14 protein-coding genes are annotated in these 20,813 nt (G+C 69.2%); 9 read left to right on the top strand and 5 right to left on the bottom strand.

From position 1 onward, the window contains the following. Nucleotides 1-11: 11 nt before the first annotated feature. The 3 genes from icmF to ACQZ13_RS26685 form a co-directional block, all read right to left on the bottom strand. Nucleotides 12-3,317 (bottom strand): fused isobutyryl-CoA mutase/GTPase IcmF, encoded by a 3,306-nt coding sequence (gene icmF / locus ACQZ13_RS26695; RefSeq protein WP_431048866.1) that lies wholly within the window; start codon nt 3,315-3,317, stop codon nt 12-14. Nucleotides 3,318-3,509: 192 nt separating this feature from the next. Next, entirely contained in the window at nt 3,510-4,559 is a 1,050-nt protein-coding gene (locus tag ACQZ13_RS26690; RefSeq protein WP_431048865.1) for a PEPxxWA-CTERM sorting domain-containing protein, read from the bottom strand. 23 nt (nt 4,560-4,582) lie between these two features. Continuing rightward, nucleotides 4,583-5,623: a PEP-CTERM sorting domain-containing protein gene (locus ACQZ13_RS26685; RefSeq protein ID WP_431048864.1), complete on the bottom strand. Its 1,041-nt coding sequence runs from the start codon at nt 5,621-5,623 to the stop codon at nt 4,583-4,585. Between the two features lie 175 nt (nt 5,624-5,798). Here ACQZ13_RS26685 and ACQZ13_RS26680 point away from each other — a divergent pair, with 175 nt between their 5' ends. The 4 genes from ACQZ13_RS26680 (at nt 5,799) to ACQZ13_RS26665 (ending at nt 9,842) form a co-directional block, all read left to right on the top strand. Next, on the top strand, nt 5,799-6,425 hold the full coding sequence (locus tag ACQZ13_RS26680; protein WP_431048863.1) for an ANTAR domain-containing response regulator: 627 nt from the start codon (nt 5,799-5,801) through the stop codon (nt 6,423-6,425). A 297-nt stretch (nt 6,426-6,722) separates the two neighbouring features. After that, on the top strand, nt 6,723-7,946 hold the full coding sequence (locus ACQZ13_RS26675) for a CmpA/NrtA family ABC transporter substrate-binding protein (protein WP_431048862.1): 1,224 nt from the start codon (nt 6,723-6,725) through the stop codon (nt 7,944-7,946). A 44-nt stretch (nt 7,947-7,990) separates the two neighbouring features. After that, nucleotides 7,991-8,911, top strand: coding sequence for a nitrate ABC transporter permease (gene ntrB / locus ACQZ13_RS26670; RefSeq protein ID WP_431048861.1), 921 nt, complete (start codon nt 7,991-7,993; stop codon nt 8,909-8,911). 127 nt (nt 8,912-9,038) lie between these two features. Then, nucleotides 9,039-9,842, top strand: a complete 804-nt coding sequence (locus ACQZ13_RS26665) for an ABC transporter ATP-binding protein (RefSeq protein WP_431048860.1) — start codon at nt 9,039-9,041, stop codon at nt 9,840-9,842. A gap of 163 nt (nt 9,843-10,005) precedes the next feature. Here ACQZ13_RS26665 and ACQZ13_RS26660 read toward each other — a convergent pair whose 3' ends face one another. Then, nucleotides 10,006-11,319, bottom strand: a complete 1,314-nt coding sequence (locus tag ACQZ13_RS26660) for a type IV pili methyl-accepting chemotaxis transducer N-terminal domain-containing protein (RefSeq protein ID WP_431048859.1) — start codon at nt 11,317-11,319, stop codon at nt 10,006-10,008. A gap of 325 nt (nt 11,320-11,644) precedes the next feature. Between ACQZ13_RS26660 and ACQZ13_RS26655 the strand changes: the two genes are divergently transcribed. From ACQZ13_RS26655 to cobA, 5 genes are read left to right on the top strand one after another with little or no spacing between them, the layout of a single operon-like run. Continuing rightward, nucleotides 11,645-12,994 (top strand): MFS transporter, encoded by a 1,350-nt coding sequence (locus tag ACQZ13_RS26655; RefSeq protein ID WP_431048858.1) that lies wholly within the window; start codon nt 11,645-11,647, stop codon nt 12,992-12,994. 50 nt (nt 12,995-13,044) lie between these two features. Beyond that, a complete protein-coding gene (nirB, locus tag ACQZ13_RS26650) occupies nt 13,045-15,534 on the top strand; it encodes a nitrite reductase large subunit NirB (RefSeq protein WP_431053407.1) in 2,490 nt (829 codons plus the stop codon). Between the two features lie 10 nt (nt 15,535-15,544). Then, entirely contained in the window at nt 15,545-15,925 is a 381-nt protein-coding gene (nirD, locus tag ACQZ13_RS26645; protein WP_431048857.1) for a nitrite reductase small subunit NirD, read from the top strand. A gap of 35 nt (nt 15,926-15,960) precedes the next feature. Then, entirely contained in the window at nt 15,961-18,786 is a 2,826-nt protein-coding gene (locus ACQZ13_RS26640; RefSeq protein WP_431048856.1) for a molybdopterin-dependent oxidoreductase, read from the top strand. Continuing rightward, nucleotides 18,783-19,673, top strand: a complete 891-nt coding sequence (gene cobA, locus ACQZ13_RS26635; RefSeq protein ID WP_431048855.1) for a uroporphyrinogen-III C-methyltransferase — start codon at nt 18,783-18,785, stop codon at nt 19,671-19,673. The genes ACQZ13_RS26640 and cobA overlap by 4 nt, the downstream gene beginning before the upstream one ends. Here the strand turns inward: cobA and ACQZ13_RS26630 are convergent. Continuing rightward, nucleotides 19,641-20,813 (bottom strand): YbfB/YjiJ family MFS transporter, encoded by a 1,173-nt coding sequence (locus ACQZ13_RS26630; RefSeq protein WP_431048854.1) that lies wholly within the window; start codon nt 20,811-20,813, stop codon nt 19,641-19,643. The genes cobA and ACQZ13_RS26630 overlap by 33 nt on opposite strands.

Here is a 20,813-nt window from a genome sequence, read left to right as displayed (position 1 = left end):
CCCGCAGGCGCTTACATGCTGCGCCGGTACTGCCCGCCCACTTCGAACAGGGCCGCGGTGATCTGTCCGAGCGAGCACACCCGCACCGCGTCCATCAGCACGTCGAAGACGTTGCCGTTGTCGATCACGGCCTGCTGCAGCCGCTTGAGCATGGCCGGCGCCTCGCCCGCATGGCGCGCGTGGAAGTCGGCCAGGCGCGTCAGCTGGCCCTGCTTCTCGTCCTCGGTGGAGCGCGCCAGCTCGATGTGCTCCGGCACCGGGTCGCCGTGCGGGTTGCGGAAGGTGTTCACGCCGATGATGGGGTACTCGCCGGTGTGCTTCAGCATCTCGTAGTGCATCGACTCTTCCTGGATCTTGCTGCGCTGGTAGCCCGTCTCCATCGCGCCCAGGACGCCGCCGCGCTCGGCGATGCGCTCGAACTCGGTCAGCACCGCCTCCTCGACCAGCTCGGTGAGCTCGTCGATGATGAACGCGCCCTGGCTGGGGTTCTCGTTCTTGGCCAGGCCCCACTCGCGGTTGATGACCAGCTGGATCGCCATCGCGCGGCGCACCGATTCCTCGGTCGGCGTGGTGATCGCCTCGTCGTAGGCGTTGGTGTGCAGCGAGTTGCAGTTGTCGTAGATCGCGATCAGCGCCTGCAGCGTGGTGCGGATGTCGTTGAAGGCGATCTCCTGCGCGTGCAGCGAGCGGCCCGAAGTCTGGATGTGGTACTTCAGCTTCTGGCTGCGCTCGTTGGCGCCGTACTTGTCGCGCATCGCCACGGCCCAGATGCGGCGCGCGACGCGGCCCAGCACGGTGTACTCCGGGTCCATGCCGTTGCTGAAGAAGAAGCTCAGGTTGGGCGCGAAGTCGTCGATGTGCATGCCGCGCGCCAGATACGCCTCCACGAAGGTGAAGCCGTTGGACAGCGTGAAGGCCAGCTGCGAGATCGGGTTCGCGCCCGCCTCGGCGATGTGATACCCGCTGATCGACACCGAGTAGAAGTTGCGCACGTCGTGGTTGACGAAGTACTGCGCGATGTCGCCCATCACCTTGAGCGAGAACTCGGTCGAGAAGATGCAGGTGTTCTGGCCCTGGTCCTCCTTGAGGATGTCGGCCTGCACCGTGCCGCGCACGTTGGCCAGCACCCAGGCGCGGATCTTGGCGGCCTCGTCGGCGGTCGGCTCGCGGCCGTTGTCGGCCTTGAACTTCGTCAGCTGCTGGTCGATCGCGGTGTTCATGAACATCGCCAGGATCGAGGGCGCGGGGCCGTTGATCGTCATCGACACGGAGGTCGTCGGGTGGCACAGGTCGAAGCCGTCGTACAGGACCTTCATGTCGTCCAGCGACGCGATGCTGACGCCGGAGTTGCCGACCTTGCCATAGATGTCGGGCCGCGGCGCGGGGTCGGCGCCGTAGAGCGTGACCGAGTCGAAGGCCGTCGACAGCCGCTTGGCCGGCAGGCCTTCGGACACCAGCTTGAAGCGCCGGTTGGTGCGGAAGGCGTCGCCCTCGCCGGCGAACATGCGGGTGGGGTCCTCGCCCTCGCGCTTGAACGCGAACACGCCGGCCGTGTACGGGAAGCTGCCCGGCACGTTCTCCAGCATCAGCCACTTGAGCAGCTCGCCCTGGTCCTCGTACGGCGGCAGCACGACCTTGCGGATGCGCGTGCCCGACAGCGAGGTCGACACCAGCGCGGTGCGGATCTCCTTGTCGCGGATCTTCACGACGTACTCGTCGCCGGCGTAGGCCTGCTGCATGTCGGGCCACTGCGCGAGCAGCTGGCGCGCGTCGGCATCGAGCTTCGCCTGACGCGACGTCGAGAGCGTTTCCAGCGAGGCCAGCGACGCGGCGCGTGTCTGCGCATCCCCGCCGGCTTCGGTGCCGCCCAGCATGGCCGCGCTCGCGGTCAGTTGCTGGATCTCGCGGGCCAGGCGCGCCTGCGCGCGGGCCCGCTTCTTGTACGAGCGCACCGTATCGCCGATCTCGGCGAGGTAGCGCGAACGCGCCGGCGGCACGATGGGCGTCTGGTGGGTGCTGAAGCGCGTGGCGGCGACCGGCAGGCGGCCGTCGCGCAGGACCAGTCCAAGCTCGGCCAGACGCGGCTTCAGCGCCTGGTAGAGCGCGGTGACGCCGTCGTCGTTGAAGCGGCTGGCCATGGTGCCGAACACGGGCATCTCGTCGGCCTTCTTCCCCCAGGCCTCCTTGTTGCGCTGCACCTGCTTGGCGACATCGCGCCACGCATCGGCGGCGCCCTTGCGGTCGAACTTGTTGATGGCGACGAACTCGGCGAAGTCCAGCATGTCGATCTTCTCGAGCTGGCTGGCCGCGCCGAACTCCGGCGTCATCACGTACATCGGCACGTCGACGTGCGGGACGATGGCCGCGTCGCCCTGGCCGATGCCGGAGGTCTCGACGATGACCAGGTCGAAGCCGGCGACCTTGGCCGCGGCGATCACGTCGGGCAGCGCCTGCGAGATCTCGGAGCCGAAGTCGCGCGTCGCCAGCGAGCGCATGTAGACGCGTTGACCCGCGGCCCACGGCGCGATCGCGTTCATGCGGATGCGGTCGCCCAGCAGCGCGCCGCCGCTCTTGCGGCGCGACGGGTCGATGGAGATCACGGCGATGCGCAGCGCGTCGTCCTGGTCCAGGCGCAGGCGGCGGATCAGTTCGTCGGTCAGCGAGGACTTGCCCGCGCCGCCGGTGCCGGTGATGCCCAGCACGGGGGTGCGCAGGCCTGTGGCGGCGTCGCGCAGGGCTTGCGTGAACGCGGCATCGACCCGACCGTTCTCCAGCGCCGTGATCGCCTGCGCGAGCGCGCGCCAGGCGCTTTCCGAATGGCCTTGCAGCGCGGCCACGGCCTTGGGCGCGGCGGCGCTGAGGTCCTGGTCGCAGCGCATGACCATCTCGCCGATCATGCCCATCAGGCCCATGCGCTGGCCGTCCTCGGGGCTGAAGATGCGCACGCCCTGGTCGGCCAGGTCGCGGATCTCCGCCGGCACGATCACGCCGCCGCCGCCGCCGAAGACCTGGATCCTGTCGCCGCCGCGCTGGCGCAGCAGCTCGACCATGTACTTGAAGTATTCGACGTGGCCGCCCTGGTAGGAACTGACCGCGATGCCCTGCGCGTCTTCCTGCAGGGCGGCGGTGACGACCTCGTCCACCGAGCGGTTGTGGCCCAGGTGGATGACCTCCGCGCCCATGCTCTGCAGGATGCGCCGCATGATGTTGATCGCCGCGTCGTGCCCGTCGAACAGGCTGGCGGCGGTCACGAAGCGGACCTTCTGGGTGGGGCGGTACTCGGCCAGGGCCTTGTACTCGGCGGACATCTCGGTCATGACGTGGGTCTCCGGCGTGGGGGCGCGGTCGCCTGCGGCAGGCGAGGGTGGTCCCGCCGCGGCGCCTGTCGTGGGTCGACCCTTCTGGGGATCGATCGTGTGCGCTCGATTCTAGGTGCCGGTTGACGTTTACGTAAACGTGAGAAGCCCGCGCTTATCCGCGCGCGAAGGGCGGGAAATCCCTAGGAGTCCTCAGGACGACGAGGCGCCGCGGCGACGGACCAGCGCCCCGAGCGCGCCCAGGCCGGCCAGCATCAAGGCCCAGGTGCCGGGCTCGGGCACCACGGCGGCGGCGGCGAACGACTGCCGGTAGTCCAGTCCGTTGGCGCCGGTGACGGTGTAGTCCGTGACGACTCCGCCGTCGGCGTTCTGCATGCCGGTGACGCCGTCCCAGTACAGGCTGCGGGACAGGTCGATCCAGGTGGTGGCGCTGGCGTTGAAGGGCGCGTTGCTGTCGTCGCTCACGACGGCGGTGAGGGTGGTGGCCGAGATCGCCAGATCGAGGTGGATGGGCTGGCCGAAGACGAACTGGATCGAGAGATCCTGCATCCCCGAGCCCGTATGAGGCGGTTGGGAGATGCTCGACCCGCCGTTGGAGCGGGTCTCCAGCAGGAAGTACTGCAGATGGACCACGTCGTAGTCGACGGGCCAGGGTGGGCCGCCCGGATCGGGCGGAAAGTTCGGCACGCCGTCGGCCTGGAGGAGGACATCTGCCTGCCACACGGTGTCGGCGGAGTAGCGACCGAATTCGCCGGGCGGTTGGCCGAGATGCCCCGAGCCGGCGGTGACGCCGTCGTAGAAGACGCGGAAGTTCATCCAGCCCAGCGTGCCTGCGGTGCAGGTCGGGCAGCTGACGATCAGCGTGTCGCTCAGTGCGCTGGTCACCGTCGCGCGGACATCGACGCCTTGCAGCGCGGTCTGCGTGGACATCGCGGCATCGGCGCGCAGGGCGGCCTGCAGATGGCCGTTGCTGGCGCTGCTCCAGCCGGTCACGCTTCCGGTGTTGAACAGCGCGCCGTCGCGGAACTCGCCCGATTCGTCGAGCAGCAGGCGTTGCCCCGGCGCGGCCGGCCCGCGTTGCTCGCCGGACCGGAATGGCGTCCCCGAGACGCCCAGCTGGTAGCTGTAGCCGGTGGTGAAGTCCGCGGCCATCGCCGGGGACGGGCCGGACGCGCCGGCGATGAGCGCCGTGGCGATGAGCACGGGCCAGGAACGCAGTGTGGAAGTGGACAGGGTCGGCATGACGGGCTCCTCGATATCGACACTCAAGTGGCCGTGGGATCGCGGCCGCGGCGGGCGAAGGCGGCGAGCAGCGCCACGCCGAGGGCCATCAGCACGACGCTGGCCGGCTCCGGGACGGGCGCGGCGAAGGTGCGCGCGTAGTTGATGCCGGCGCTGTTGAGGGCCGTGTACGACAGGAGCCGCTGACCGTCGCTGCCGATCACGTCGTGCAGGCCATCCCAGTAGAGGTCGTCCATGGAGACGGTCGAGAGCGACTGGGCCAGCGTCAGGCCGTTCGCGCCGGCGGTGGTGTCGACGAAGGCGGACACCGAGGCAGACCAGGTCATCTTGATCGGCACGCCGAACAGGAACCCGAAGCGGAACTCGATCTCCGGGTAGCCGTTGGGTCCCAGCTCGGAGGGCAGTCCGGCGACCAGGGCCTGCGTGCGTTCGACGGACGGGTTGGCGCGGTAGTAGGCGGCGAACTGCTGGCCGGGCAAGGGCGTGTTCGGGACCTCGGGACCTTCCAGGATGAGGTTGGTGTTGAAGTAGCTGCGGATCTCCTGCGACGCGTCCGCAGGCGGCGAGCCCAGGAACCCGCCGTTCGCCACCGTGAGGCCGCCGAGGTGCAGGCGGACGGTCATTTCCCCTCTTGATCCTGTCACGCAGGTGGCGCAGCTCACGATGAAGCTGTCCTGCTGGACGGCGAACGCCGTGCCCCAGCCGCGCACGTGGGCCGCGTCGGTGCCGGAGACGAAACTGCCGGCGTCGGCATACAGGCTCATCCGTCCATAGTCGTTGCTGACGCGGGCGTAGGAGGCGGCGATCCCGAAGCTCGCGTCGTCGTTCCGGCTGAGGCCGGCGCGGCTCTCGGTCGAACCCGGGCCGTAGAAGGTCGGTGGCTCGGGGACGACGATCTGGTTGAGTGCGGTGGCGCTGGTATTCGTGCCGGCGACCATGTACGCCTGCGCGTGGGCCGCCGGGGTCATCGCCAGACCCAGGAGCAGGCCGCCGCACAGAGAGAGTCTGCGATGGACGCGGCGCAGACGCGCCTGCGTCGATTCAATGCGAGGAATCCAGTTCATGTTCGCTCCCACGCGCCCCCGGATGGGGCAGGCGGAGCGAACGTACGCCGTTCGCGCGGAGTGTGCGGCCCCCTGAAACGAGGACCGCAGGCACGTCGCGTGCGGCGTGTCGGGACTGCCGATTGCCGTCGCGAGGGCGGATCACGCACGGCACGGAACTTGCGCCGTCACCGCGGTGAAGTCGCCGCAAGCCCCCGTCGCCAGCCCGCTGTCCGCGCATGCCGGACTGCGCGTGCTGTTGATCGACGACGGCGCGCATCGCGTGGACCTGCTGCGCGATGAACTGGTGCGTCAGGGCTGCGAGGTGGTCGGCGTCATCGAGCAGGCGACGCTGATCCACGACTGCGTGCTGCGCCTGCAGCCGGACGTCGTGATCGTCGACGCCGAGTCGCCGACGCGCGACACGCTGGAGAACCTCGCCACGCTGTCGACGAACATGCCGCGTCCCGTCGTGATCTTCGCGGAGGACGAGGACCGCGCGCCGATGCGCCGCGCCATCCAGGCTGGCGTCAGCGCCTATGTGGTGGCCGGGTTGCAGACGCAACGCCTGGCACCGGTGCTGCACGTGGCGATCGCGCGATTCGAGCAGGATCTGGCGCTGCGCGCTGAACTGAGCCAGGCGCAGGCGCAGCTGGCCTCGCGCAAGCTGGTCGACAAGGCCAAGGGGATCCTGATGCGCGAGCAGGGCCTCGACGAGGACCAGGCCTACCAGCGGCTGCGCAAGCTCGCGATGGACCGCGGCGAGGCGATCGGGCAGGTCGCGCGGCGCGTCATCGACGCGCACGAGCTGCTGCGGGGCTGAACGGCCGGACGCACCGCAACGGCGCATCCGTGCCGCGAGACAGTGCATCGCGACGGACGTCGGCCGTCCCCGTCTGCGTGCTGCGCCCTGGGCCGCATCGCATCGACCCCATGGCACGCTTCCTGCAATGCCCTGCTCGTGCCCTCGCAACGGCGTGAGGGTCACATCGAAAGATTTGGGCAAAGGCGTCCGATCGGTTCCGCTTCGACGAAGCGGGACGGTCGCGACGCCTTTTTGTTTTTCCGCTGGAGTTCTTCGTTGGAGATCGGGATGCAACACGGTTCGAAGGAGGGTCTGATGAGCGCTGAACGTCGCAAGCTGCTCGCCACCGGCGCGGCGCTGGGCGGGCTGGCCGCGCTGCCGGGCGGCGGCGCGTACGCGGCCGGCTCCGACAAGCCGGAGAAGGAGGAAGTGCGCATCGGCTTCATCCCGCTGACCGACTGCGCGTCGGTGGTGATGGCCGCCGCGCTCGGCTTCGACAGGAAGTACGGCATCAAGATCATCCCCACCAAGGAAGCCTCCTGGGCCGGCGTGCGCGACAAGCTCGTCAACGGCGAGCTCGACATGGCGCACGTGCTCTACGGCCTGATCTACGGCGTGCAGCTCGGCGTGGCCGGTCCGAAGAAGGACATGGCCGTGCTGATGACCCTCAACAACAACGGCCAGGCGATCACGCTGTCCAAGAAGCTGGCCGAGGCGGGCGCGGTGGACGCGGCTTCGCTGGCCCGGGTGATGAAGAAGGACAAGCGCGACTACACCTTCGCGCAGACCTTCCCGACGGGCACGCACGCGATGTGGCTCTACTACTGGCTGGCCGCCGCGGGCGTGAACCCGATGAAGGACGCCAAGGTCATCACCGTGCCGCCACCCCAGATGGTGGCCAACATGCGCGTGGGCAACATGGACGGCTTCTGCGTCGGCGAGCCCTGGAACCACCGCGCCATCATCGACGGCATCGGCATCACCGCGGCCACCACGCAGGACATCTGGAAGGACCATCCGGAGAAGGTGCTCGGCACCACCGGCGACTTCGTCAAGAAGTACCCCAACACCGCGCGTGCCGTGATCATGGCCGTGCTCGAAGCCGGCCGCTGGATCGACGCCAGCCTGTCCAACAAGCAGAAGATGGCCGAGACCATCGCCGACAAGGCCTACGTCAACACCAGCGTCGACGCCATCAACCAGCGCATCCTGGGCCGCTATCAGAACGGCCTGGGCAAGACCTGGGACGACCCCAACTACATGAAGTTCTTCAACGACGGCCAGGTCAACTTCCCCTGGCTGTCCGACGGCATGTGGTTCCTGACCCAGCACAAGCGCTGGGGCCTGATCAAGGAGCACCCGGACTACCTCGGCGTCGCGCGCCAGGTGAATCAGATCGAGCTCTACAAGCAGGCGGCGTCGGCGCTCGGCGTCTCCGTGCCGAAGGAGACGATGCGCTCGGCGAAGCTGTTCGACGGCGTCGTCTGGGACGCGAAGGATCCTGCGAAGTACGCGGACTCCTTCAAGGTCCGCGCCTGACGAGATCTCTCCCAGTTCCCTTCTGGTCGATGCAGGAGTCCGCCATGGTCAGTGCCGTCTTCCATTCCTCCGACGACGCGTCGGGCGACGCGATGAGCGTCTCCGTCGCCACGCCTTTGCCGCTGGCGCGCGACGCGGCCAACGAGCCGGTCGCCACGCCGGCACCCGTCGCGCGGCCGCCGCGCGCCGGCGTCGACTGGCGCGCCGTGTGGATGCGCGTGCTGCCGCCGGTGTGCGGCCTGGGCCTGCTGTGGCTGGTCTGGTACGTTGCCACACTGAAGGGCGGCGAGTTCCCCACGCCGGGCGCGACCTGGGATGCCGCGGTCAAGTTGTTCGCCGATCCGTTCTATCGCAACGGGCCCAACGACCAGGGCATCGGCTGGAACATCCTGAACTCGCTGCAGCGGGTGGCGCTGGGCTTCGGCCTCGCGGCGGCGGTGGGCATCCCGCTGGGCTTCATCATCGGCCGCTTCGAATTCGCGAGCCGCATGCTGTCGCCGCTGATCAGCCTGCTCAAGCCGGTGTCGCCGCTGGCGTGGCTGCCCATCGGCCTGCTGGTGTTCAAGAGCGCCAACCCGGCGGCGATCTGGACCATCTTCATCTGCTCGATCTGGCCGATGGTCGTCAACACCGCGGTCGGCGTGCAGCGCGTGCCGCAGGACTACCTCAACGTCGCGCGCGTGCTGCGCCTCTCCGAGTGGAAGCTGGTGACGCGCATCCTCTTCCCCGCCGTGCTGCCCTACATGCTGACCGGTGTGCGCCTGTCTGTCGGCACCGCCTGGCTGGTGATCGTCGCGGCCGAGATGCTGACCGGCGGCGTCGGCATCGGCTTCTGGGTCTGGGACGAGTGGAACAACCTCAACGTGCAGCACATCCTCATCGCGATCTTCGTGATCGGGATCGTGGGGCTGATGCTGGAGTGGCTGCTGATGGCGCTGGCCAAGCGCTTCTCTTTCGATGACTAGGACCACCCCCTACCGGCTTCGCCGGCCCCCTCAAGGGGGCGAGCCCGGTGGCCTGGCAAAGCCAGCGCCACGGGCTCCGCTAGAAATGTCGGCCCATTCCTGGGCCTCCTGATTCAAGGAGATTCTCATGAGCACTCCCTTCATCCGCGTGCAGCAGGCCGAGATGGTCTTCGCGAGCCGCAAGGGCCGGTTCCACGCGCTGCGCGAGATCGACCTCGACATCGCCAAGGGCGAGTTCGTGACGCTGATCGGCCATTCGGGCTGCGGCAAGTCGACGCTCCTGAACCTGATCGCCGGGCTGCTGCGACCCACCGACGGCGGCCTGCTCTGCGACGGTCGCGAGATCGCCGGACCGGGGCCGGAGCGCGCGGTGGTGTTCCAGAACCACTCGCTGCTGCCGTGGCTGACCTGCTTCGACAACGTGCTGCTGGCGGTGGAATCGGTGTTCGGCGGGCGTGAGCTGCGGCCTCGTCTGATGGCGCGGACCGAGGAGGCCCTGCACCTCGTCGGCATGAGCCATGCGATGTTCAAGCGGCCGCATGAGATTTCCGGCGGCATGAAGCAGCGCGTCGGCATCGCGCGGGCACTGGCGATGGAGCCCAAGGTGCTGCTGATGGACGAGCCCTTCGGCGCGCTGGATGCGCTGACGCGGGCGCATCTGCAGGACGAGCTGCTGAAGATCGTCGCGGCGACGCACAGCACGGTGGTCATGGTCACGCACGACGTGGACGAGGCGGTGCTGCTGTCCGACCGCATCGTGATGATGACCAACGGCCCGGCGGCCACGATCGGCGAGATCCTGCCCGTCACGCTGGCGCGCCCACGCGACCGCGTCGCGCTGGCCGAGGATCCGACCTACGTGCATGCGCGCAAGGCGGTGATCGACTTCCTCTACACGCGGCATCGACACGTGGAGCCGCGTGCCGCTTGACTGCTTGAGGCAGCTGGCCCTCACCCCCGCCCTCTCCCGCAAGCGGGAGAGGGAGTGAGAACGCACTGAGCCATTCTGAGCAGGAGCACTGGGGTGGCTCCCTCTCCCGCACCGCGGGAGAGGGTGGGGGTGAGGGCCAGCGGCCGTGGAAGTGCGGAAGCCCTCAACCCAGGATGATCTGCAGACTCTGTTGGTAATGCACCGTGAGCAGTTCCAGCCGATCGAGCATCACCTCGCTGCTCCGCGCCAGTCCTTCGGCCGCTTCGCGGCCATGGGCGTCGCGCACGCTGCGCATCAGCCGCAGCCATTCGGCGCCGACCTCGGCGAGCAGCGCGCGGATCGCGTCGCTCGACAGCGGGGAGGACTCCAGCTCCGCCAGTCCCGCGGCGAAGCGATCGAGGCTGTCGAGCAGCTCGGCCGGCGTGCGGCCCGGCAGGAGGTCGACGAGCAACGCCTCCTTCGCCAGTTGCTGGCTCAGCATGCGCTGCCGTCCGCAGACGTTGACGACGTGCAGCGGCTTGCCGCCGCCTGAGGCGGCGAGCGCCGTCGCCAGCGCGTCGGAGTGCGTCAGCAGATCCTGCGCGGCCGCATCGGCGGCGGCGAGCGCTTCGGTCGCGGGCTTGCCGACCAGCAAGGGCTCCAGCCGATGCCAGGCGTCGATCACGGGATCGACGAGCTGGACCGGTGCACCGGTCGACGGCGGCAGGCCTGTCACCAGCGCGGGTAGCCGCGCCAGGTTGGCGTTCACACGGACGCAGGACTCATCCTGCAACGCTTTTGCGCGTTTGACCTCGATGCCCGCGGCGCGCTGTGCCATCAGCTTCACCAGCCGCTGGCTGAGCATGCGCTGCTGGCCCGCGAGGTTCACCGCTTCGGCCAGTTGCGCCGACTGCACGACCGACCGCGCCACCTCACCCAACCGCAGGTGCGCGTGCATGGCCGCCTCGCGAAGCAGGCGGAAGGCGCCGTCTTCATCGAGATCGCGGGCCGACATCAGCAGTCCCTTCGCGCGATCGGTCCACTTGCGGTCGTCCAGTTGGGCCCGCAGCGCCGAGAAGCGGTTGAATGAGCCGATGGCCCAGCGCAGCTGGCGACGTAGCGTCGCGGGTTCGGGCATCGATTCGAGCAGCACCTGCACGCCGAGCGCCATCGCGCGCTGCTGGAAGTCGGCGGGCAGGCGGTCGACGTGCGGCGCCACGCAGACGCCCGGCAGGTTCAACGAGGCCGCTTCGAGCGCGTCCAGCCAATCGGAGGCGTTCGCAAGCGATGCGTCGCCGAGGTCGAGCACGAACGCCTCGACGTCCCGTTCCTGTGCGGTGTGCACCAAGCTGTCGCGTTCCGGGTGGTGCACGGCCGCCGCAATCCAGTGCGTGGCGGGGTTGCCGGCCAGCGCATCGGCGCCTAGCAGGAGCACCCGAAGCGGCAATTTCGCGTCGTCGTCGGGATTGGAACCGGGCGGTGCTTGGTGTTCGGACATGGCCTCGGGCAGGTTCTGGAACCAGGGCGTGACAGAGGAGGAATGCAGCCAGCGACGGAGGTGCGTCGCAACGCCGACGAAGCGCCGCAGCATAAGCCTGCGGCGCTCCGGTGTTGAAGAAATCCCGAGCGTGACGCTCGCTGGCATGCGACTTGCGAAGTCTCCGGCGTGGCGCAACGACGCGCCGCACCCTCGCGGGGCTCCGGCTCCGCGGTCTTCGCGCCGGATCGTTCGCGATCCGATGCCTCATCCGTCAGAAGGCCTCGCCGAGCCCCGTGCTCGACGCGGCCTTTTTTCGTTTCCAGCCACCCACAGCGAACCCGCCATGTTCCGCACCTTCCTGCGCTCCGGCCACGCCCCGACTCTCGGCGCGGCGTTCCTGTACTTCGCCTGCTCCTGCTGCATCTGGGTGCTCAACGGCGCGCTCGCGCCCTTCATCAGCGAGGCCTACCAGCTCACCGCCGCGCAGAAGGGGCTGATGCTGTCCATCCCCATCATGGCCGGCGCGCTGATGCGTTTCCCGCTGGGCGTGCTGTCGCAGTACATCGGGCGCAAGAACGCGACGTTGGTGGAGATGGCGCTGATCGCCGTCGCCATGAGCTACGGCTACTTCCAGGTCGAGAGCTACGGCGACCTGCTCGCGATGGGCGTGCTGCTGGGCATCGCCGGCGCGAGCTTCGGCGTGGCGATGTCGCTGGGCTCGGGCTGGTACCCGCCGAAGTACAAGGGCCTGGCGATGGGCCTGGTCGGCGCGGGCAACGTGGGCACGGCGGTGTCGGTGCTGGTCGCCCCGCCGCTGGCGCAGTGGCTGGGCTGGCAGAGCGTCTACGCGATCGCCGCCGCCGCGATCGCGGTGCCGATGCTCGTGATGGTGGTCTTCGCGAAGGAGCCGCCCGACGTCGACGACCACGCCGGTCTGCGCGATCACGTCGCCTGCCTGTTCGAGAAGGACGGCTGGGCCTTCAGCCTGCTGTACGCGGTGACCTTCGGCGGCTTCATCGGCCTCACGACCTTCCTGCCCACCTACTACCACGACCAGTTCGGCGTCTCCAAGGTGGCGGCCGGTCAACTGACGATGCTCGCGGCCTTCATGGGCGCGGCGGTGCGCGTCGCCGGCGGCGCGCTCTCGGACCGCTGGGGCGGCATCAACGCGCTGACGGTGGTGCTGGCCGTGGTGACGTTGTCGCTGATGCTGGTCGGACTCGCTGACGGCTCGCTGGTGCTGACGACGGTGCTGCTGGTCGTTTGCTTCGGCGCGCTGGGCGCGGGCAACGGCGCGTTGTTCCAGCTTGTGCCGCTGCGCTGGCCCGCAGCCACCGCGGTGGCCGGTTCGATGATCGGCGAGATCGGCGCCCTCGGCGGCGGCGCGGTCCCCAACCTGATGGGCCTGTCCAAGCAGTGGGCCGGCACCTACGCGTGGGGCTTCGCGGCCTTCGCCGTGTTCTCGCTCGCGATGCTCGGCCTGCTGCGCGTGATGCAGGCCCGCTGGACCCGCACCTGGGTCGGCGCCGGCGGCCGCGCGCATCCCTCCGAGTCCACCACCACTCCAACCCCTGCTACCGCTGCCACCGCCGCGCGGGCACCCCTCTCACTCCCTCTCCCGCTTGCGGGAGAGGGCAGGGGTGAGGGCCGGGCTCTTCCGAACGCCACCTTCCGCATGGAGCGCTCCGCATGAACGCCACCACCGAACTCGCGCCTCTGAATTCCCCCGCCGGAGCTCCCGCCATGAAGAAGATGAAGCTTGTGATGATCGGCAACGGCATGGCCGGCGTGCGCACGCTGGAGGAGTTGCTGAAGATCTCCCCCGATCTTTACGACATCACCGTCTTCGGTGCCGAATCGCATCCCAACTACAACCGCATCCTGCTGAGCCCGGTGCTGGCCGGCGAGCAGACGCTGGACGAGATCATCCTGAATCCGCTGTCCTGGTACGAGGACAACGGCATCACGCTGCACCTGGGCAAGACGGTGAAGACCATCGACCGCATCAAGCGCAAGGTGGTCGCGGACGACGGCACCGAGGCCGAGTACGACCGGCTGCTGATCGCCACCGGCTCGAATCCCTTCATCCTGCCGGTGCCCGGCAAGGACCTCGACGGCGTGATCGGCTATCGCGACATCACCGACACCAACACCATGATCGAGGCGGCGACCAAGTACCGCCACGCCGTGGTCATCGGCGGCGGCCTGCTCGGCCTGGAAGCGGCGAACGGACTGATGCTGCGCGGCATGCAGGTCACGGTGATCCACATCGCCGGCTGGCTGATGGAGCGCCAGCTCGACGACCAGGCCGGCGACCTGCTGCGCAAGTCGCTGCAGGAGCGCGGCCTGCGCTTCCGCATGGGCGCGCAGACGGAGGCGCTGATCGGCGACAAGGACGGCCGCGTGATGGCGGTGCGCTTCAAGGACGGCGAAGAGATCCCCGCCGACCTCGTCGTGATGGCCGCCGGCATCCGCCCCAACACCGCGCTCGCCGAGAGCGCCGGCATCCACTGCCATCGCGGCATTGTCGTCACCGACACGCTGCAGACGGTCACCGACCCGCGCGTCTACGCCGTCGGCGAATGCGCCGCGCACCGCGGCATCGCCTACGGCCTGGTCGCGCCGCTGTTCGAGCAGGGCAAGGTCTGCGCGAACCACCTGGCGCAGTTCGGCATCGGCCGCTACCTCGGCAGCCAGACCAGCACCAAGCTGAAGGTGACCGGCATCGACCTGTTCTCCGCCGGCGACTTCATGGGCGGCGAGGGCACCGAGGAGATCGTGATGAGCGATCCCTTCGCCGGCGTCTACAAGAAGCTCGTGATCAAGGAGGACCAGCTCGTCGGCGCCTGCCTGTACGGCGACACCGTCGACGGCAGCTGGTATTTCAAGCTGCTGCGCGAGGGCCGCAAGATCGGCGACATCCGCGACAAGCTGATGTTCGGCGAGAGCAACATCGGCGACGTCGGCCACCAGGGCCACAACAAGGCCGCGGCGATGGCCGACAGCGACGAGGTCTGCGGCTGCAACGGCGTCACCAAGGGCGCCGTGTGCAAGGCGATCAAGGAGAAGGGCCTGTTCACGCTGGAGGAGGTGCGCAAGCACACCAAGGCCAGCGCGAGCTGCGGGTCCTGCACCGGCCTGGTCGAGCAGCTGCTGATGTTCACCGCCGGCGGCGACTACTCCTCGGCGCCGAAGAAGAAGGCGATCTGCGGCTGCACCGACCTGAGCCACCAGGAGGTGCGCGACGCCATCTTCAAGGACCATCTGATCAAGCTGGGCGACGTCTACGCGCGCCTGAACTGGAAGACGCCCGACGGCTGCGCGACCTGCCGGCCGGCGCTCAACTACTACCTGCTGTCGTCGTGGCCCAAGGAGGCCGTGGACGATCCGCAGTCGCGCTACATCAACGAGCGCAGTCACGCGAATATCCAGAAGGACGGGACCTACTCGGTGATCCCGCGGATGTGGGGCGGGGAGACAACCGCCGATGAGCTGCGTCGGATCGCCGACGCCGTCGACAAGTACAAGATCCCGACCGTCAAGGTGACGGGCGGCCAGCGCATCGACCTGCTGGGCGTCCGCAAAGAGGATCTGGTCGACGTCTGGCGCGACATCGGGATGCCCAGCGGACACGCCTACGCGAAGGCGCTGCGCACGGTGAAGACCTGCGTCGGCTCCGAGTGGTGCCGCATGGGCACGCAGGACAGCACGCAGATGGGCAAGGACCTGGAGCGCGCGATGTGGCGGATGTATGCGCCGCACAAGGTGAAGTTCGCCGTCAGCGGCTGCCCGCGCAACTGCGCCGAGGCCGGCATCAAGGACGTCGGCATCATCGGCGTGGACTCGGGCTGGGAGATGTACGTCGCGGGCAACGGCGGCATCAAGACGGAGGTGGCGCACTTCCTCGTCAAGCTCAAGACCTCGGAGGAGGTCATGGAATACACCGGCGCGTTCATGCAGCTCTATCGCAAGGAGGGCTGGTACCTCGAGCGCACCGTGCACTACGTGAGCCGTGTGGGCCTGGACCACGTGAAGCGCCGCATCCTCGATGACCACGAGGGGCGCAAGGCGCTGTGGGCCGAACTGCAGTTCGCGCTCGACGGCGAGCCGGATCCGTGGTTCGAGTTCGCGAAGGCGCAGGTCGACGTGCGGCAGTTCGAGCCGGTCGCCACCGTCCAAGTCATCGCCGACGCCCCCTCTGGCGCCATCGGTCAAACCACCGTTCAAGCGTGAGGAGCACCCCATGACGAACTGGATCTCCGTCTGCACCGTGGCCGACATCCCCGTGCTGGGCTCGCGACGCGTCGCCCGTGCGAAGGGACCGCAGGTGGCGCTGTTCCGCACCGCCGATGACCGCGTCCATGCGCTGCTCGATCGCTGTCCTCACAAGGCGGGTCCGCTCAGCCAGGGCATCGTGTTCGGCAACGCGGTCGCATGCCCGCTGCACAACTGGACCATCGCGCTGGAGAACGGCTGCGCCCGCGAGCCCGATGAGGGCCGCACCCCGGTGTTCCAGGTGAAGGTCGAGGACGGCGTCGTGCTGCTCGACCGCGATGAACTCGACACCGTCGGGATCGATCTGCCGGCGGTGAAGGCCGGTCCCTGCACGCGCGTGGCCTGCTGAGCAGCGCCGACGTGGTCGCCGAGCCGCTGTCATCGATGAACCCGGATATCCGCACCACGCCCATCACGCGCACCACGCGCTCGACCTGCCCGTACTGCGGCGTGGGCTGCGGCGTGCTGATCGATGTGGCCGGCGAAGGCGCGCAGGCGGAGATCGTCGGTGTGCGCGGCGATCCCGACCATCCGGCCAACTTCGGTCGGCTTTGCACCAAGGGATCGACCCTGCACCTGACCGCGACGCCGGTGGTGCGCGCGCAGCAGCGGCTGCTGCAGCCGGCGTGGCGGGAGACGCGCGATGCGCCGCTCCAGCCCATGGCGTGGGACACGACGACGCAGCGCCTCGCCGACCGGTTGCTGGCGATCCGCGCCGAGCACGGTCCCGATGCGATCGGGTTCTACATCTCGGGGCAGTTGCTGACCGAGGACTACCACGCGTTCAACAAGCTGGCGCGCGGGCTGATCGGCACCAACAACATCGACAGCAACTCACGCCTGTGCATGAGCTCGGCGGTCGTGGGCTACAAGCAGTCGCTGGGCGCGGATGCGCCGCCGACCTGCTACGAGGACCTGGAACAGACCGACTGTCTGTTCATCGCCGGCGCCAACACCGCGTGGGCGCATCCGATCCTGTTCCGCCGCATCGAGGCGGCTCGCGCCGCGCGGCCGGGGATGAAGATCATCGTGGTCGATCCCCGTCGCACCGAGACGGCCGAGTTTGCCGACCTGCATCTGGCCTTGAAGCCCGGCAGCGACGTCGCGCTGTTCCACGGCATGCTGCATGCGGCGATCTGGGAAGGCTGGATCGATGCCGCGTTCATCGCGCAGCACACGAGCGGCTTCGACGCGCTGAAGGCGCTGGTGCGCACGATGACGCCGGCTGAATCGGCGCGACTGACCGGGTTGAAGGAAGCGGACATCCTGCAGGCGGCGCAATGGTTCGCGCAGTCGCCGTCGGCCTTGTCGCTGTATTGCATGGGGCTGAACCAGAGCAGCAGCGGCGCGGCGAAGAACACGGCGCTGATCAACCTGCATCTCGCGACGGGGCAGATCGGTCGCGCTGGCGCGGGGCCGTTCTCGCTGACGGGCCAACCCAATGCCATGGGTGGCCGCGAGAGCGGCGGCATGGCCACGTTGCTGCCCGGCCATCGTGACCCGGGCAACGCGGCGCATCGCGCGGAGATCGCTGCCATCTGGGGCGTGCAAGCGTTGCCGGAGCGGCCGGGCAAGACGGCGGTCGAGCTGTTCCAGGCGGCCGCGCGCGGCGAGGTGAAGGCGCTGTGGATCGCCTGCACGAACCCGGCGCAGTCGATGCCTGATCAGGCCTTGGTGCGTGCGGCGCTGGAGCGTTGTGAGCTGGTGATCCTCCAGGAGGCCTTCGCGGGCACGGCGACGGCGGCGTTCGCCGACGTGGTGCTGCCGGCGGCGACCTGGGCGGAGAAGGAAGGCACCGTCACCAACAGCGAGCGGCGCATCAGCCGCGTGCGCGCGGCATTGCCGCCGGCCGGCGAGTCCCGGGCGGACTGGCGCATCGTGCGCGACGTGGCGCATCGCATCGAAGCGGCGCTTCGGCCGATGGAACCGTCGCTCTTCGCGTGGGATCGCGAGGAACAAGTCTGGCTGGAGCATCGCGAGGCCACGCTCGGCCGGGATCTGGACATCGGCGGCCTGAGCTATCCGATGCTGGAGGAGGCGCCGCGGCAGTGGCCATGGCCCGCCGGCGCGAGCCAGGCCAAGGCGAGGCTCTACGAGGATGGCGAGTTCGCTCATGCGGATGGGCGGGCCCGCTTCATGACGAAGCCTTTCGCGTCGACCGCGGAGGTGCAGGACGCGAAGTTTCCGCTGGCGCTGAATACCGGCCGCCTGCGCGACCAGTGGCACGGCATGAGCCGCAGCGGCACCGTCGCGAAGCTCTTCGCCGGCGAGCCGGGGCCGGCGGTGACCCTGCATCCGCAGGACATGGACCGTCGAGGACTGAAGGCGGGGTCGCTGGTCCGTGTGCGTTCGCGGCGCGGTGAGGTGATCGTGCCGCTGCGCGCGGACGACAGCGTCGGCGCGCAGCAGGCCTGGCTGCCGATGCACTGGGGCAGCGAGTTCCTCGGCGGGCGCGGCCTGTCGGGCATCAACGCGCTGACGCAGCCTGCCTACTGCCCGGACTCGCGGCAGCCGGAACTGAAGTTCACCGCCGTGGCCGTCGAAGCCGTCGACCTGCCGTGGCGGATCTTCGGTGCCGCGTGGATCGCGCCCGGCGAAGGCGCAGCATTGCGGAGCCAACTCCGCGCGTTGATGGCGGAGGCGGACTACGCCTGCTGCCTGCCGGGGCCGGCGCAGGAGACATTGGAAGGGTGGAGTCTGGAACTGGCGTTTGCGGAGCCGCCGCCGGCGCCCGTCGTGCAGGCGCTGGCGGCGGTGCTCCAGCTCAATGGCGTCGGCGTGTTGCGTTATGCCGATGGACGTCGCGGACGCAGTCGCTCCTTGCGACTCGACGGCGAAGGCGCGGCGGCGAGGCTGCAAGCCTTGATGCGCGTCGGCGAGGGCAGCGAGGCCGAGTGGCTCGATGCGCTCTGGCGCGAGCGCGCACCGGTCGCCCCGTTCGGACGCCGCCTGCTTGCACCCGACGCGGAGCAGCCCGCGACAACGTCCAGTCCGCAGATCTGCAACTGCTTCAACGTGCGCGAGGACGCGATCGCTGCGTGCCTCCGCCGCCAGCCGGATGGCGCGCCCGAGGCTCGCCTCGCCGCACTGCAAGGCGAACTGCGCTGCGGCACGCAGTGCGGCTCCTGCCTGCCGGCACTGAGGCGCCTCGTGCACACCTCGGCGCCGAAGAAATCGTCTGTCTCGCATGAACTGAAGGAACCGACATGAGCCCGCTCGACGCCAGCCCAATCGCCAGCCAGACTGCCCGCCCGCTGTCTGTGTCCCTCGTCGGCGCGGGGCCGGGCGATCCGGAGCTGCTCACGGTCAAGGCGCTGAAGCGTCTGCAGCAGGCGGAGGTCGTGCTGACGGACGACCTCGTCGACACGCGCGTGCTGGCCTGCCTGCCGGCGACCGCGCGCGTGCTGCGCGTGGGCAAGCGCGGCGGCTGCGTGTCGACGGAGCAGCGCTTCATCCACGAGCTGATGATTCGAGAAGCCAGGTCCGGCGCACGCGTCGTCCGGCTCAAGGGCGGCGATCCGTTCGTGTTCGGTCGCGGCGGCGAGGAGGTCGACGCGCTGCGCGAGGCCGGGATCGAGGTCGAGGTGATCAATGGGCTGTCCGCAGGCCTCGCGGCGCCGGCGTCGGTCGGCGTGCCGGTGACGGACCGGCGCTGCACGCCGGGCGTGGCCTTCGTGACCGGCCACAACGGCGAGCACGGCATCGCGCCGGATTGGGAGGCGCTGGCGCGCAGCCGGCTCACCCTCGTCGTCTACATGGGGCTGACGCGGGCCGCGGTGATCGCGCAGTCGTTGCAGGACGGCGGACTGGCCGCGGAGACGCCGGCGGTCATCGTGAGCGCGGCCCACACGCCGCGTCAGCGCGAGTGCTTCACGACGCTCGCGGACCTGCCCGCCGCGATCGAGCGCGAAGGACTGCCGAGCCCGGCGCTGCTGGTCATCGGCGAGGTGGTGGCGTTGTCACCGCAATGGCGGGCGGATGTGGGTCTCGATGCGGCGATGAGCGCGAAGCCCGTGGCGACCGGGAAGGTCGACGTGCCGACGATGGCCGATGATCTCGAGGACTCACGCGTCGCGGCGCGCTTCCAGGCTGCGTAGTCTGAGCATGATCAGCATGCCGACGGTGAGCACGGCGGCAGTCAACCACAACGATGCGCGGTAGCTGCCGCTGGCTTGCGCCATCGCGCCGGCGAGCGCGGGCGCTGTGACTTGCGCGACGCCGTAGCTCAGCGTGAGGCGCGCCATCGCTTTGCCCGGATTGCCGGGCGAGCGCCGCCCCACGAGCGCGAGAGTGAGGCTCACGAGGCCGATGAAGGTCGCGCCGTAGAGCAGGGCGCCGGTGAGCGCGGCGGCGAGGCTCCCTGACAGCATCGGCAGCACGACGGAAACGATCTGCAGCGCGAAGGCGGCGAGCAACGCGTTGAGGTCGCCGAAGCGGCGCGCGACGCGATCCCACAGGAACACGGCCGGGGTGGCCGAGAGACCGACGAGCAGCCAGGCCCACGGCCCCTGGCCGTGGAGCAACGGCTGGCGCTCGACGATGGTGACGATGAAGGTGGCGCTGATGACGAAGCCCCAGCCGGCGCAGAAGTAGCCGGCGATCATCCAGCGCATCCATCGGGTGCTGGGCGCGCCGGCGCCGAGCGCGGCGGTGGCGGGCGGCGGCACCGGTGGACGCCACCACCACGTGATCGCGAGCAGCGGGACGCCGATGACGACGAAACCCCACCAGTGTCCGGCCCAGTCAAGCGCGAGCCGGTCCATCGCCATCGCGCCGATGGCGGAGACGACGATGCCCAGGCCGAGTCCCATGAAGTGGACGCCGAGTTCCGGACGTCTGCCCGCACGCATCAGGAAGCCCAGCACGAGGCCGGAGCCGAGCAGCATGCCGGCGGCGCCGCTGAGTCCGCCGAGGTAGCGCGAGACGGCCCACAGCGCGAGGTTGGGCGCGAGCGGCATCATCGCGGTGGCAATGAGCCCGAGCAGCATGCCCCAGAAGTAGAGCCGCGATCGCCAGCGCGGATCGTCGATGAGCGCGGCGAGGAGGGCCCCGCTCATGTAGCCGGCGTAGTTGACGGCGGCGAGCGTGCCGCCCATCGCGTCGCCGAGCCCGGCTTGATGCTGCATCAGCGGCAGCACCGGTGTGTAGGCGAAGCGCGCCAGGCCGATGCTCAGGATCAGGCCGGCGATGCCGCCGGCGGAGACTTGCCAGGGATGGAGCGAGTCGGCGCTGCGCAT

Origin of the sequence: Roseateles sp. L2-2, from assembly GCF_050613215.1 — a bacterium.
GTDB lineage: Bacteria > Pseudomonadota > Gammaproteobacteria > Burkholderiales > Burkholderiaceae_C > Roseateles > Roseateles noduli.
The sequence above is the reverse complement of the archived record's forward strand: the minus strand, read 5'-3'. Positions and strand labels throughout refer to the sequence as shown.